Source organism: Gemmata sp. SH-PL17 (assembly GCF_001610855.1).
Classification (GTDB): Bacteria; Planctomycetota; Planctomycetia; order Gemmatales; family Gemmataceae; genus Gemmata; species Gemmata massiliana.
This window is the reverse complement of record NZ_CP011271.1, coordinates 8,213,810-8,227,832: the sequence shown is the minus strand read 5'-3', so window position 1 is coordinate 8,227,832 and position 14,023 is coordinate 8,213,810. Positions and strand designations below refer to the sequence as shown.

Sequence of the window (14,023 nt, the reverse complement as noted above, 5' to 3'; positions counted from 1 at the left end):
TATTAAGGCGTGCCTTGGTGTTAAGATATTACCCACCCCCGACCCGACAACAAGCAGTATTCCCCGCTCCCCTCGGCGCGCTTACAAGCACATGAGGGACACAGGATGTCGTGTACACACAAGGCGGGAACCCTGTGGGTGGCCACATGCGCGCGGGATCGTGCTGATTCGCCATTTCCACTCGCCCCCCGATGTGCGATGCTGGATGCGTTCTAGCGCTGCCCTTCCAAACGATGAGGCTTCCGTTCATGCGTCGCCTTGCTCTATTCCTTCCACTCATCCTCTCCTCTCTTTTTGTCACCTCTCCCACTATCTCGGCCCCGCCCGCTGCGGTCGAGATCCCCGCCGCACACAAGCCCGAAGCCAAGGACGTCGTCCGCTACGGCGACGGCTACCGCTACCCGCAAGCCGGGTGGGTGGTGCTACACGTCGAGGGCGAGCCGTACACCCGCGGGTACCAGCAGGGCCGCTTGCTCTCGAAAGAGATCGCCGCGTTCATTCGGATGATCGCGACCGATCGTAGCGCGAAGGCCCCCGCCGACGGGTGGAAGGCCGCCCGCCAACTCGCGAACGCGCTGTTTCTCCGCAAGATCGATCGCGAGGTTCTCGAAGAGATGAAGGGGATCGCGGAGGGCGCAACCGACGCCGGCGCGAGTTACGATGAGCGCGACATCGATCTGCTCGATATTGTCGTGCTGAATTCCTGGATGGAACTCGAATCGCTCGATTCCGCGCTCAACACGATGCCCACCGGTCTGGAAGACAAAGTGTTCCCGCGCCCGGGACTGCCGAAAGCCCCCGCGCCGCGGCCGACGAAAAAAGACCACTGCTCGGCGTTCATCGCGACCGGTCCGGCAACGGCTGATGGGAAGATCGTGTTCGGGCACATTACGATGTCGGGTCTTAACAGTGCCCCGTTCGTCAACGTGTGGATCGACGTGGTGCCGAAGAAGGGGCACCGGTTCGTGATGCAGGCGTTCCCGGGCGGCGTGTGGTCGAGCCAGGATTATTACATCAACGACGCCGGCATCGTGCTGTGCGAAACGACGATCAGCCAGTCCCCGTTCGATGCGACGGGCATGGCGCTGACGAGCCGCGCGCGCAAGGCGATCCAGTACGGCGACAGCATCGACGCGGTCGTGAAGGCGCTCTCCGAGAAGAACAACGGGCTGTACGCGAACGAGTGGCTCATCGGCGATCTGAAGACGAACGAGATCGCGATGTTTGAACTCGGCACGAAGGCCACGAAGTTGTGGCGCAGTTCCAAAGAGGAGTGGTTCGGAGAGACAAAGGGCTTCTATTGGGGCAACAACAATGCGAAGGATCTGGCCGTGCGCCTCGAAGCATTGCCCGCGGAGCCCGACGAGCGCCCCGAGCGAACCGAGTGGGAACCTGACGAGCGCGACAAGGCGTGGTTGAAGTTCTACAAGGAGTTCGCGGGGAAGATCGATGCGGCGGCGGCGAAGGTCGCGTTCACGAACGAAACGCTGGCCCAGGACTCGTCACTGGACGCGAAGTACGCCACCGCGGACATGGCAAAGAAGCTGGCCACGCACGCGATGTACGGCCCGCCGCACGGCAAGCCGTGGAAGCCGACCGACGAGCAGAAGCGCGACCACCCGGAAATCATGACGCTCGAACCGCACCCGTGGACGGTGCTTACCGTCGGCAAACCTTAACGGTTTGCGCCAGAAGATCATAAAGTCGCAGGTCGTAAGGTCGAAGACATCCTTATTTGGTGTCCTCGACCTTACGACCTGCGACTTTATGATCTTCTGACTACACGAAGCGGGTTACTTCTTCTCTTCTTTCACTTCGACTACCTTTCCTCTCGCGAATGTCGCTTTGAGGAATTCGACCTCCTTCATCGCCTCTTCTTTCTTCTCGTAGCCGACGGTGCCGATCGCGACCGACTTACCCTCGGTGTTCTTGATGCGGAACCGCCAGCCGTCCTTCGCCTTGTAAACCTCGATCGTGCCGACTTCCTCGGTCTTCTTCTGAAGGGCCGCCGGTGCGGGAGAGAACCCGGTCGACGCGATCAGTGCCGCGACGACGGCAAACAGGGCGAACGAACGCAACGCGGTGCGCATGGGAGAACTCGCAGTGGTGAGTGGCGCTGGGGCCGGTCCCCGGCGCAGAAGGATTATCGCACGCGAGAAAGTGAGAGACAACACACCCAAGCGTCATACGGGCAGGAGATCGCCCACAAGCACAGCAAAACCTGGGATAACGGGAAGTGCGGTCAGAGTGTCGGTTGCTGTGAAGACAACGGGCGCTTGGCCCGGTTGATGGGCTGTAACGGTGCGGGCGCCCGGATCAGCGACCCACACGAGGAGTACCCCGGCGGCCAGATAATCGTTGACCTTCTCGTCGATTTCCGGCTGCGTGTCGTTTTTGCTGCGTACCTCAACGACCAGTTCTGGAACCGTCACCAAGTACCCTTCCGGAGAAGTTCGGACGGGAAACTGAGCCGTTGTCACAAATGCCGCGTCAGGCCCAACGAGGTGATCGGGGTACCGGCGAAGAATGACTGCGACTTCTGCAAATGCTTCCCCGTGTCCGCGCTCTTCGCCTTCGGACACGAGGTAGCGAGCGAACCGGGCCTGCCGACGACCGTGACTCGCTCCGGGGGGCGACATAATAATCAGCCTTCCACCATGGAGCTCGTAACGCACGTCGCCCGACGGCAGGTGCCGCGGCAGCGCAGCAACGTCGGCAATGGTCAGCAACCGAGTACCGCTGTGAATCGGACCGGGGACCGGCAGGGTTGCGGTATTCATGTCTCGATTCTACACCTTCGGGCGCTTCGTGTGCCAGTCGGTTGCGGCCTCGTACATGCGCGCGATGCGGAGCAGTTTCTCTTCCGCGAACGGGGCGCCGAGCAGTTGCAAGCCGATGGGAAGCCCCGTCTTGGTGAAGCCGCAGGGCATGCTCAGGCCGGGAATCCCCGCGAGGTTACACGACACGGTGTAAACGTCCGACAGGTACAGCGCGAGCGGGTCGTCCGACTTCTCGCCCGCCTTGAACGCGGCCGTCGGGGTGGTCGGCCCCATCACCACGTCGCACGACGCGAACGCCTCGTCGAAATCCTTCTTCACGAGCCGCCGCACCTTCAGCGCCTTCACGTAGTAAGCGTCCTTGTACCCGCTGCTCAGCACGTAGGTGCCGAGGATGATGCGGCGCTGCACTTCCGGGCCAAAACCCTCGCCGCGCGACTTCGAGTACGTCGCGATGAGGTCGCCCTTCTTCGCGGTGCGGTGCCCATAGTGCATCCCGTCGAAGCGCGCGAGGTTGCTCGACGCTTCCGCCGGCGCCACGATGTAATACGCGGCCAGCGCGTAGGGGCTGTGCGGCAGCGACACGTCCACGAGTGTTGCGCCCAGTTTCTTGTACTCGTCGAGCGCGGCCCGCACGGAGGCTTCGATCTCCGGGTCCAAGCCCTGGCCGAAGAATTCTTTCGGGACGCCGATGCGCAACCCCTTCACCGGGTCGTTGACGGTCTTCGTGTACGCGGGCACCGGCTCGTTCACGCTGGTGCTGTCGCGCCCGTCGTGGCCCGCGATCGCTTCCATCATGAGGGCGCAGTCGGTCACGTCGTGCGTGAACGGCCCGACCTGATCGAGCGAACTCGCGAACGCGATCAGCCCGTACCGCGACACGCGGCCGTAGGTCGGCTTCATCCCGACGATGCCGCACAGCGCTGCGGGCTGCCGGATCGAGCCGCCGGTGTCGGTACCCAGCGATACCGGCGCTTGGCACCCGGCGACGCACGCCGCGCTGCCCCCGGACGACCCACCGGGAATGCGGTCCGTGTCCCACGGGTTCCGGGTCACCTGGTACGCGCTATTCTCCGTGGACGAACCCATCGCGAACTCGTCCATGTTCGTCTTGCCGAAGACGATCGCGTCTTCGGCGTGCAGGCGCTCAACGGTGTGCGCGTCATAGGGCGGAACGAAGTGTTCCAGGATCTTGCTCGAACAGGTGGTGCGAACGCCCTTCGTGCAGAGCACGTCTTTGACCGCCACGGGCACACCGGCGAGCTTGCCCAGCGGGGCCTTCGCCGCGCGCTTCGCGTCGATGGCCTTGGCGTGGGTGCGCACCGCGTCCGGGTCGGGCGGGAGCATGAACGACTTGAGTTTCGGCTCGCGCACGGCGGACGCGGCGAGGAACGCATCTGCGATTTCCAGCGCGCTTGCCTGCCCCGCGTTCTGAAGGGCAACGAGTTCGGCCGCGGTCTTCTCAATGAGACTCATGATGTGTCCTGGCGAGCGGCCGGGATGAGCCGGCCGGTGAAGCATTGGTTCGGTGAGTTCGGGCTGCGTGCGGCGGAACGACCGCTTAGTGGCTCACGGGTTCGTCGGTGTCGAAGACCGCCGGGACGCCGAAGTATTCGCCGACCTTGCTCGGCGCGTTTTGGAGCGCGGCCTCGACGGGGAGTGACGGGACCGGTTCGTCGGGGCGGAACACGTTCTGCACCGGCAGCGGGTGCGCGAGCGGTTCGACGCCGTCGGTGTTCAGTTGGTTCAGTTGGTCGACGTAATCGAGAATTGCGGAGAGTTGCTTTTGCATCCGCAGGAGGTCCGCTTCGGACATTTCGAGGCGCGCCAGCTTCGCGACCTTCGCAACCTGTTCAATCGAAAGCGACATTGCTTCGCCCTAGTGTGCGCTAAGATGTCGTGATTATAGGTGAATGGCACCAGAATGGACGGTCAACCCCGGCTACGAGTTCGGGGCTTGTAGGTGAATCCCGCCCGCAAGTGAAATCTAACTGCAAGGGTGGGGTCGTTAGCGCTGGGATCAAGGTCGCGGGGGTTCAGTACAGCCTATTTGCGACACGCTACCGGGCGCACTCACTGACCCGAGTTAAATATCGTGCCGGCGCAGTGGACGGTGCTTGGGCGGTCCTCCGACGTCTTGTCGCGCCGAAGGCCCGCTTAATCTTTGGAGCTACTTGAGGCACTTGACCATCCCAATTACGGCCCAGATGAACCCCCAATATTCGAGTGGAATAAAAAACATCGTGTGCCCGCCGCCGAACTGAGCCTGAACGAGTTCCCCGCTTTGCAGGTCCGCGAGGGTGCGAGTCTCGCTTTTGTTCATCCAGCGCCCGAGCGGCCAGAGAACTACGGCCGATACCAAGCCACCGATCAAGTACCCGACATCGTTGGCCCGTTTGGTCGCCTTCGCGCGCTCTTGTGCGCGCGCTGCGACTCGTTTGAGTTCGGTCGCCTTCACTTCCTCGGGATCTTCCTCTGGCGGGGGCGTCTCCGCGTCGTCAGTATCGTTCTGGGTTTGTTTGACGGCTTTTCGCTCCGCGCTTAGCGCTCGTATCGCGCGCTGTTTGGCAACTGCTTCCGCCCCGCCGATCGCGATCACGATAAGCACTGTTGGGATGAGGAGTCCGAGGATTCCCCACCGGGTCCAGATCACCATTGCTGCACTCCTCCGCCGAACAACCCAATTTACCTGTCCGGCCAACAGGCTGCGTATACGGGACCGCGCGGACACGCGATGCACACAACTGTATGCATTGCCCTTGTAAGTATTAAGACGATTTTTCGTAAGAAACTCCACCCGCTCGTTGTCACTCGCGGTTCGCCATACGACTCAGGCGAACCGCGAGTGACAACGAGCGGGTGGAGTTGTTGGCTGTCGGCGGATTACCCGCCGCCCTTGCGGGCGGGGTTCACCTGTGGGCGGCTCACTACCCGCACTTGGCGACTTCGGCCGAGCGGCTCGTGAGCACCAGTTCCACCAGGGCGTCCACGCTCAGCCCGATGTCCGCGAGCAGTTCGTTGCGCTCGCCGTGTTCGATGAACTTGTCGGGGATGCCGCGGCGCACCACGTTCCGGGCGTCGAGTCCAGCAGCGTTCGCGGCTTCCAGTACCGCGGAGCCGAACCCGCCCTCAATGGTCCCCTCCTCGACCGTCACCACGAGCGGGAGCGTTTCGACCGCTCGCAGGATGGTTTCCTTGTCGAGCGGCTTCACGAACCGGGCGTTGATGACGCCCATGTGGATGCCCTTGGCCTTCAGCTTCTTCGCGGCGGCGGTGCAGTTGGACAGCAGCGTGCCGAACGCGACGAAGCACCCGTCCTCGCCCCAATCGATGACTTCCGCCTTGCCGAGTTCGATCGGCGTGGGGGCTTCCGTGCGCTCGACCTTCTCCAAGTTCGCCTTCGGGTAGCGGACGGAGATCGGCCCGGTGTGCTTGAGCGCGAACTTCAGCATCGGCTGGACGTCGGTCTCGTCGCCCGGGGCCATGCTCACCATGTTCGGGAACAGCCGCATGTACGGCACGTCGAACACGCCGTGGTGCGTCGGGCCGTCCGGCCCGGTCAGCCCGGCCCGGTCCATGAGGAACGTGACGTGCAGGTTCTGGAGGCACACTTCCTGGAAGATCTGGTCGAAGCTGCGCTGGAGGAACGTGCTGTAGATGTCCACTACGGCGTTGGCGCCGGCCTTCGCCATGCCCGCGGCGAACGCGACCGCGTGGCTCTCGCAGATCCCCACGTCGTAGAAGCGCTGCGGGAAGTCCTCGCGCACCTTTTCGAGCTTGTTCCCCTGGCACATCGCGGCCGTCATCACCGCGATCGTCGGGTCGTCCTGCATCGCTTGGTGCAGCGCGAAACTGATCGCGTCCGTGTACCCTTTCGCCCCGCCCTTCTTGAAGGACACGATGGCCCGGTTCGGCCCGACCTGCTCGAACACCGGGGGCGTGTGGTAGGTGACCGGGTCTTCCGCCGCTTGCGGGACGCCGTGCCCCTTGTTCGTGAACACGTGCAGCAGGATTGGGCCTTCTTGCGACTTCAGGTCGCGGAGGATCTTCCGCAGCCCCGGGAGGTCGTGCCCGTCCACCGGGCCGAAGTACCGGAACCCGAGTTCCTCGAACAGCATGCCGTCTTTGAAGAACGCCTTCAGTCCGTCGCGGAACTGCTCCAGGGCGGAGTGGGCCATACCCCCTATTACCGGGATGTTGTTGAGGAGCTGGTTCAGCTTGCGCTTGCTCCCCTGGTACAACCCGGTCATGCGGCACTGGTCGAAGTACTGTGCCAGCCCGCCGGTGCGGGGGCAGATGCTCATCTTGTTGTCGTTGAGGATGACCAGCGTGTTCTGCTTCATCCCGCCGATGTTGTTGAGCGCCTCGAACACGATCCCCGACGGGAACGCGCCGTCGCCGATGACCGCGACCGCGTGGTTGTCTTTGCGGCCCATCAGCTCGTCGCCGGCCTTGAGGCCGGAGGCGGTCGACACGCTGCACCCCGCGTGCCCGGTCATGAACAGGTCGTACTCGCTCTCGCCGGGGTGCGGGAACCCCATCAACCCGCCCTTCGTGCGGATCGTGTGGAACTGCTCGTAGCGCCCGGTGATGAGCTTCTGCGGGTAGATCTGGTGGCCCGTGTCCCAGATGAGCCGGTCCTTGTCCTTCGAGAAATCGAAGGAGAGGTGCAGGGCCAGGCACAATTCGACCACGCCGAGGTTACTGGCGAAGTGTGCCGGGCGGTTGGTGAGCACCCGGATCAGCTCGTCGCGGATCTCGTGGGAGAGGGTCTGCAGTTGCTCGTCCGAGAGCTTCTGCATGTCGGCCGGGGACTTGATCTGCGGAAGTAAGTTTGTCATGTCGTTCCCCTTGGGCGAACCCCGCCTGTTTCGGGCGGTGGGTGGAGGTCGTGAACCCGCTCGAATGAGTGGTCGCGGCCTACCGGTCCCTCTGAACCACGTACCGGGCCAGGTCCGCGAGCAGCGCGCTACCGAGTTGTTCGGCCGCCGCCACCGCTTGTTGGCCCAGTTCACCCGCCCGGCGCCGGGACTCCTCAACTCCAAGGAGCCCCGGGTAGGTCAGTTTGCCGCGAGCGGCGTCTTTGCCCACTCGCTTGCCTGTTTTGTCGGCCGTACTTTCAACGTCGAGCAGGTCGTCCGTTACTTGGAACGCCAGCCCGAACGCCGCGGCGAAGTCGTCGGCCGCTTTCAGCGCCTTCGGATCGGCCCCCGCGGGCCGTTCGGCCTGCGCCGCGAACACCCCGAGCCGCAGTGACGAGCGGAACAGCGCCCCGGTCTTGCGGCGGTGAATGTTTTCGAGGTGATCGACCCCTCGATCTTTTTCCGTGGGGGCGGGAGTCGCCCCCGACAATCGCCCTTCGGCTTCCAGATCGAGCGTCTGACCGCCGACCATCCCCACCGCTCCGGAGCCGCGGGCCAGCTCTACACAACTAACCGCAGCCGTGCGCGCGGGGTAACCCACTGCGATCACCTCGAACGCGCCCGTCAGGAGCGCGTCGCCCGCGAGGATGGCCAGCGCCTCGCCGAATTTCTTGTGGCACGTCGGCTGTCCGCGTCGCAGGTCGTCGTCGTCCATCGCCGGCAGATCGTCGTGGATCAGCGAGTACGTGTGAATCATCTCCACCGCACACGCCGATGGCAACGCCAACTCCAGCGAGCCCCCGGTCGCCTCGCACGCGAGCGCCACCAAGAGGGGTCGGAGCCGCTTGCCGGGCGAGAACAGGCTGTACGCCATCGCCTCGGCCAGAGCCGGCGGCGCGTCCCGCGTGACGTCCCGGAGCGCGGCGCGGAGGGCCTGATCCACTCGGTCCTGGCGCGATTTCAGATCGGCCATTAACCGGTCGCCCGCCGACGCGGACCCACGGTCCGTTCCGGAGGAAGATGCAATGTTATCAACTTTACGTTGCAAAGCTAGGCGACTTTGAACGTCGTCTGTAATTGATCCCGGCGTCATTCGGATATTCCCGGGTCGCGTGCGGACTTGGGGGCGGGTTTGCGCACAGCGGCCTTCGCGGTTTCGATGGAGGCGACGTGGTCGAACGGCTTCAACTCGGCCCCACCTTCTTCGCTGACGCCCGCGAGCAGTTTCACCTTTTGCTCGGCGTCGCGGAGCTGGCCGTAACACTGGCGCAGGAGCGCCACCCCGCGCTCGTAGCGAGCGAGCGCGTCTTCGAGCGTGGTGGTGCCGTCTTCCAGTTCGCGCAGGATGCCGTCGAGTTCGGCGAGCGCTTCCTCGAAGCGCAGCGGTGCGGCCGGGGATGGGTCGGGCATGTGCGCGTCCCGTGCGTGGAGCGAGGGGCCGTCCGTGGCGGCGAGCTTCGCCCGCGAGTGGGGCGAAACTTACCCGGCACCGCGCGGTGCCGGTTCGCCGTGAGCCGTCGAGCGTTCGTGTTCCGTGCCTTGGGCGTCGGTGACGAGGGACCGGATAACTCCGGTGGCGACCCGCGTGACGAGCAGGTCGCCGGGGCGCAGGGCGCCCGCGTCGCGAACGAGTTGGCCGTCGTTCGTGTGCGTCAGACTATAACCACGGGCGAGAACCTGCAAGGGGCTGAGTGTTTCCAGTTGGGCGGAAAGGGCGGCGAGCTTCTCTCGTACCTGAACGAGCTTCTGGCGGGTAGCGCGTGCGAGACGCTCACTTGTGTCATCTAACCGCTGCCCGAGGTTCTCGATGCGCTGGAGCGGTAACCGAAACGCGGGGCGCGACGCGATCTGGTCGAGGTGCTGCTTGCCGAACCTGATCCGGCGCTCGACGGCGTCGCCCATTCGGGTGCGCAAGTCGCGCAACGCGGCGAGCAGCTCCTGTCGATCGGGGGTGAGCGCAACAACTGCGGCCGTCGGCGTTTCGGCCCGGTGATCGGCGACGAGGTCGGCCACCGTGACGTCGATCTCGTGGCCCACCGCGGAAATGACGGGCACGTTCGAGTGGAAGATCGCGTCCGCGACGGCTTCCTCGTTGAACGCCCACAAGTCTTCCGCACTACCGCCCCCGCGCCCGAGGATGATCGCGTCGAACGAGAGCTTGTTGTTCCGGTGCAACCAGTTCAGTTGCCGCACCGCGAGCGAGATGTCGTGTGCGGCCCCCTCACCCTGGACCCGAGACGGGCGCACGATCAGTTCCGTAAACGGCCACCGCTGCGCGAACACTTCGATCATGTCGCGTATCGCGGCACCTGTCGCACTGGCGACCAACCCCACGCGGCGCGGCGGGCGCGGAAGGGCGCGCTTGCGGGCCGGGCTGAAGTACCCCTTCGCGAGCAACTTTTCCTTGAGTTGACGCAGCGCGAGTTCCGCAGCGCCGACGCCCTTCGGCTGCAACTCTTCGACGATGAACTGGTACTCGCCGCGCGGGTCGTACACCGTGAGCCGACCGCGTGCGATGATCTCCATGCCGTCGCGTGGGTCGAACCGCAGGCGCAGGTTGATCCCGCGGAAGGCGACCGTCTTGATCTGGGCGTTCGCGTCCTTGAGAGTGAAGTACCAGTGCCCGCTCGCGGCCCGCGTGAAGTTCGACACTTCCCCCGCGACCCAGACAGAGAGGAACTTGGCTTCCAGTGTTCCGCGCACTTGTGCCGTGAGCTGCGACACCGAGAGCGGCTGAACGGCAGTTTTTGGGACAGCGCTCATTCGTTCCTCGCGGCCCGGCGCGGCAGAATTGCTTTCCGATCACTTCAGGGAGTTGCGCACAAGGTAAATCGGGTCACCCTGCTGATCGTTCATACACGATACCAATTCCAGGTGACCGAAAGCAGCCCGATCTTCCCACTCCTGCCGGATGAGCACCGCGAACGCGCCCGGTGGTAACGCCCGCACGTCCGTCAGACGCGACGCGGGCCGGGCGTAATAGAACATGACGCCCTCGTCCTTGAGCTTGAGCACGAACAGCGGTTCGCCGATTGGGGCGTGCTCACGCAGCGCTGCACCGGTGGCTTCCGCATTGCGGCCGGCCGTGCGCTGCGGGATCACCACTTCGACGAACACGACCTTCGCAACGACCCAACACAGGAGGAAGGCCAACAAGAACCTCTCTCTCCTGAAGGAAAGGGGGAAAGGTTGCAGAGAGGGGCGGTCGGAAGAACCTACCTCCCCGGCCCCCCTCCCTGGAGGGAAGGGGGAACAGGCGCGCGAAACCACTGAGATTGAGCCCGCGCCCGGCGACCGTTCTTTCTCCCCCTTCCCTTCAGGGAGGGGGGATGGGGGGGTAGGTTGTGGCTGTGACCCCTCCCCAACCCCTCCCCCAAGGGGAGAGGGGCTTAAAACCGCTGATGGTTTTGTTCCCCCTTCCTTCTTAGGGAAGGGGGTTAGGGGGTTAGGTTGCCTTTCCTCCCCCTTCACTTCAAGGCGGCTCGGTCGCTTCAGCCACGCAATCAGCCCCATCACACCCAGCCCCATCAACCCCGCGCTCATGGGGAGCGCGTAGCGGACGTTGTGGTTCGGCACGAGCGTCCAGAACAGCAGGTTCGGCCAGGTCCAGCAGTGTAGGAACTGGAGCAGGAGCTTTCCGCGTGCGTCCCACTGTGCCCAGAAACTGCGCCGGAACGTGATCAGCGCGAACGCGGACACGGGCAAGTGCGCGGCGAACACGGCGAGCGGGTACGTTGCGACGTCGGTCCACGGGTAGCCTTTGCTCGCCTTCGGCGCGAAGCGGTACGCGGCTTCCTTGCGAATCGTATCGGCGAGCGCGTCCCAGCCGACTTCTTGCACTACCGCAGCGGCCCACAGCGCGCATGCCGCACACGCGACCGACACCGCAAGCAGGTGCCGCCAACTCCACAGAAACGCGAGTTGCCGGCGCCACGCGAGTAGCGGAATCACGGTGAGGTAAAAGAACGCGGGCGCGGTCCACTTCGTGAGCGTCCCCCCCACGACGCAGAGCAGTGCTACGACCGTAAACCACAGCGACTCACGCTCATGGGATTCCAGCGCACGATGAAGCAGCACGATCGCGGCCGTCACCCAGCCCACGAGCGTCATGTCGATTTCCGCGCTCGGCACCTTATCGAGCCACAGCACCGAGCACGGTAACAGGACAGCCACGAGTAACGCCGCTCGCTCGCCCAGAACGCGCCGAAACATGCCGTGTATGAGTACGACCGCGAGTGTCGCGGCCAATACCGACGGCAGTCGGGCGCTCGCGGCGGTCACTTCGCCGAACGGAAGGCTGCACAGTCCGATCGCGACGTAATGACCGGGCGGTTTCGTGAGGAACGGTTCGCCGTACAGAACGGGATAGAGCCAGTGCCCTTCGAGACACGATCGGCCAATAATCGCTCGCAGAGATTCGGTGCGGTAAACGGGACCGGCCGCGGCGCCGTATAGGAACAGGAACGCACACCACCCCGCGACGAGCACCGGTGTCAACCGCGGTGCGGGGAGCGCAAAGCGAACGCGAATCAGCGACGCGAGTCGAATTGGCGGCCTCCTTGCCTGGGACCGCGGGCATCCCGCCCGCAGTTTCGCGCCGAATGCTACTGGACGTTATCTACAGTCACACGGCCACTTTCCGCTTCACCAAACTGGCCACCACGCCCACGAGTGCGATCAGCCAGCACCCGGCGGGCACCCAGTCGCCGAGGCTCGCGTACAGCGGGCGGCGCGTGTCGATGGGTACGGTTGCGGTCATGACGCCATCAATTTTCTTGGCCTCGGACCACTCACCCTGGGGCTTTTCTTTCAGCGTGAGCTTGTCGTTGCTGTCGCGGGTGAGTTGCCGCGGTAAGGTGACCACGCGCCCGTCGGCGTCGATCAGCCCCGAAATGCCCATGTTCACGCTGCGCACCACGGCGCGCCGGGCTTCGATCGCGCGGAACCGACAAATCGCGAGGTGCTGCTCGTGCTCCTCGGTGCCATCGAACCAGCCGTCGTTGGAGATGTTCACGAGGAAGTCCACCGGCTCGCTTGCGACGTACTGCCGCGCGAGGTACGGGTCGGAGTCTTCGTAGCAGATGAGACACCCGAACGTGAACGGACGCCCGTCGCGCGTGGTGAGCGGGAACCGCGTCCACTTTTCGCCGGGCCGACACTCGTAGCCCTTCTTGTAGGGCGTGAACCACGCCATGAACGGCAGTTGTTCACCGAGCGGCACGTACTCGCCGAACGGAACGAGGTGCATCTTGTCGTAGCGGTCCACGGGCGCGCTGGGGAAGAGAACCGGATCGCCGGGCAGCCACCCTTCGGGCTTCGGAGCGGGCTTCACCATGAACGCGGAGTTGTACTTCCACACGCGCGCCCCGTCCCACTCCAAACCGTTCAGTCCGAACAGCACCGGCGTGTTCCAGTCGCGTTCCAAAAACTCTTTCCGTGAGATCAACCGCCAGCGCTGGAATTCCTCCGGTGCGTCTTCTCCCTTTGCTCCCGGTGCGACGCTGCACCAGTCCACCGGGCAACACGTTTCCGGCCAAATAATAAGATCCGGGCGCGGCTTCTCGTTGAAGGCCGTCATGTGCAACTGGCTGTACGAGCTAACGAGCTTGGCCGTGTCTCCCATCTTGTCGCCCTGCGACACGTTCCCCTGAATCGCCGCGACCAGTGGGCCGTCGGTAAACGCGGTGTGATCGAAGCGCCAGTAGCCGTAGCCGATGCTCGTACCGACGAGCGCGAGAGCGAAGACGAGCCCTCCGGTTCGGGCGGCCTTCACTTGTGGCGCTGGCGAAGCCGCCGCTGTTCCTTCGGGGGTAGGTCTTCTGATCCACTCCGCCAGCGCGCCGTTCACTGCACCGACGACGAACGACACCACATACACGCCGCCGAAGTCCGCGATCTGAATCAGTTGCAGGAACGAGTGCTGCGTGTAGCCAAGATAGTACCAGCCGAAGCCGATCATCTGGTACGCGCCGATCTGCTTCATGAACGGGAAGCCGGTTGGGAAGTGCATCCGGAAGTATTCCATTGCCACCCACGCGACCGGCACCGAGAGCGCCATCGGCGCCCCAACGCGGTCGAGGCGCCGAATGATCGCGAGTGCGGCCAGCCAGAACACCGGCATGACCACCGCGAGGCCGAACCACGACATGAACATGTTGGGGTGCGCGACGCGGACCCAGTTCGTCGCGAGCGTGAAAAACACGACCCCGCCGAGATAGGCCGCGAAGTAGCGCCGACGGTTCGAGACGGGTGCGCGCACGAGCGTCAGCCACGGAACGAGCGCGACGAAGCCGAGCACTCCCAGGTCGAGTGGGAAGAACGCGGCCCACAGCAGTGCGCCGGAGGCGATCGCGGGCAGGAACACGTGAGTCTTCACGCGGAGTC

The 14,023-nt window shown here is 64.2% G+C and carries 12 protein-coding genes; 1 reads left to right on the top strand and 11 read right to left on the bottom strand.

What is annotated here, in order from left to right; translation table 11 throughout:
• Nucleotides 1-248 precede the first annotated feature (248 nt).
• Nucleotides 249-1,679, top strand: coding sequence for a C45 family autoproteolytic acyltransferase/hydolase (locus tag VT84_RS34245; RefSeq protein WP_162271945.1), 1,431 nt, complete (start codon nt 249-251; stop codon nt 1,677-1,679).
• A gap of 114 nt (nt 1,680-1,793) precedes the next feature.
• On the opposite strand, the gene VT84_RS34240 is transcribed toward VT84_RS34245, so the two are convergent.
• The 11 genes from VT84_RS34240 to lnt form a co-directional block, all read right to left on the bottom strand.
• A complete protein-coding gene (locus tag VT84_RS34240; RefSeq protein WP_082842704.1) occupies nt 1,794-2,090 on the bottom strand; it encodes a hypothetical protein in 297 nt (98 codons plus the stop codon).
• Between the two features lie 93 nt (nt 2,091-2,183).
• Nucleotides 2,184-2,780 carry a Uma2 family endonuclease gene (locus VT84_RS34235; RefSeq protein WP_082842703.1) on the bottom strand — a complete coding sequence of 199 codons (597 nt, stop codon included), beginning with the start codon at nt 2,778-2,780 and terminating at the stop codon, nt 2,184-2,186.
• Nucleotides 2,781-2,789: 9 nt separating this feature from the next.
• Nucleotides 2,790-4,253 (bottom strand): Asp-tRNA(Asn)/Glu-tRNA(Gln) amidotransferase subunit GatA, encoded by a 1,464-nt coding sequence (gene gatA, locus VT84_RS34230; RefSeq protein ID WP_052550681.1) that lies wholly within the window; start codon nt 4,251-4,253, stop codon nt 2,790-2,792.
• Between the two features lie 85 nt (nt 4,254-4,338).
• Complete coding sequence (gatC, locus tag VT84_RS34225; RefSeq protein ID WP_052550683.1) at nt 4,339-4,647, bottom strand: Asp-tRNA(Asn)/Glu-tRNA(Gln) amidotransferase subunit GatC; 309 nt, start codon at nt 4,645-4,647, stop codon at nt 4,339-4,341.
• 300 nt (nt 4,648-4,947) lie between these two features.
• Entirely contained in the window at nt 4,948-5,433 is a 486-nt protein-coding gene (locus VT84_RS34220; RefSeq protein WP_052550685.1) for a hypothetical protein, read from the bottom strand.
• A gap of 271 nt (nt 5,434-5,704) precedes the next feature.
• Complete coding sequence (gene dxs, locus VT84_RS34215) at nt 5,705-7,618, bottom strand: 1-deoxy-D-xylulose-5-phosphate synthase (protein WP_052550687.1); 1,914 nt, start codon at nt 7,616-7,618, stop codon at nt 5,705-5,707.
• 79 nt (nt 7,619-7,697) lie between these two features.
• The gene (locus tag VT84_RS34210) at nt 7,698-8,612 is read right to left on the bottom strand and encodes a polyprenyl synthetase family protein (RefSeq protein WP_082842702.1); all 915 of its coding nucleotides are present in this window, start codon (nt 8,610-8,612) and stop codon (nt 7,698-7,700) included.
• Between the two features lie 116 nt (nt 8,613-8,728).
• Nucleotides 8,729-9,049 carry an exodeoxyribonuclease VII small subunit gene (locus VT84_RS34205; RefSeq protein ID WP_052550692.1) on the bottom strand — a complete coding sequence of 107 codons (321 nt, stop codon included), beginning with the start codon at nt 9,047-9,049 and terminating at the stop codon, nt 8,729-8,731.
• Between the two features lie 69 nt (nt 9,050-9,118).
• Nucleotides 9,119-10,402: an exodeoxyribonuclease VII large subunit gene (xseA, locus tag VT84_RS34200; protein WP_082842701.1), complete on the bottom strand. Its 1,284-nt coding sequence runs from the start codon at nt 10,400-10,402 to the stop codon at nt 9,119-9,121.
• 39 nt (nt 10,403-10,441) lie between these two features.
• Nucleotides 10,442-12,127, bottom strand: coding sequence for an ArnT family glycosyltransferase (locus tag VT84_RS34195; RefSeq protein WP_157470156.1), 1,686 nt, complete (start codon nt 12,125-12,127; stop codon nt 10,442-10,444).
• A gap of 136 nt (nt 12,128-12,263) precedes the next feature.
• Complete coding sequence (lnt, locus tag VT84_RS34190) at nt 12,264-14,015, bottom strand: apolipoprotein N-acyltransferase (RefSeq protein ID WP_162271944.1); 1,752 nt, start codon at nt 14,013-14,015, stop codon at nt 12,264-12,266.
• Nucleotides 14,016-14,023: the final 8 nt, after the last annotated feature.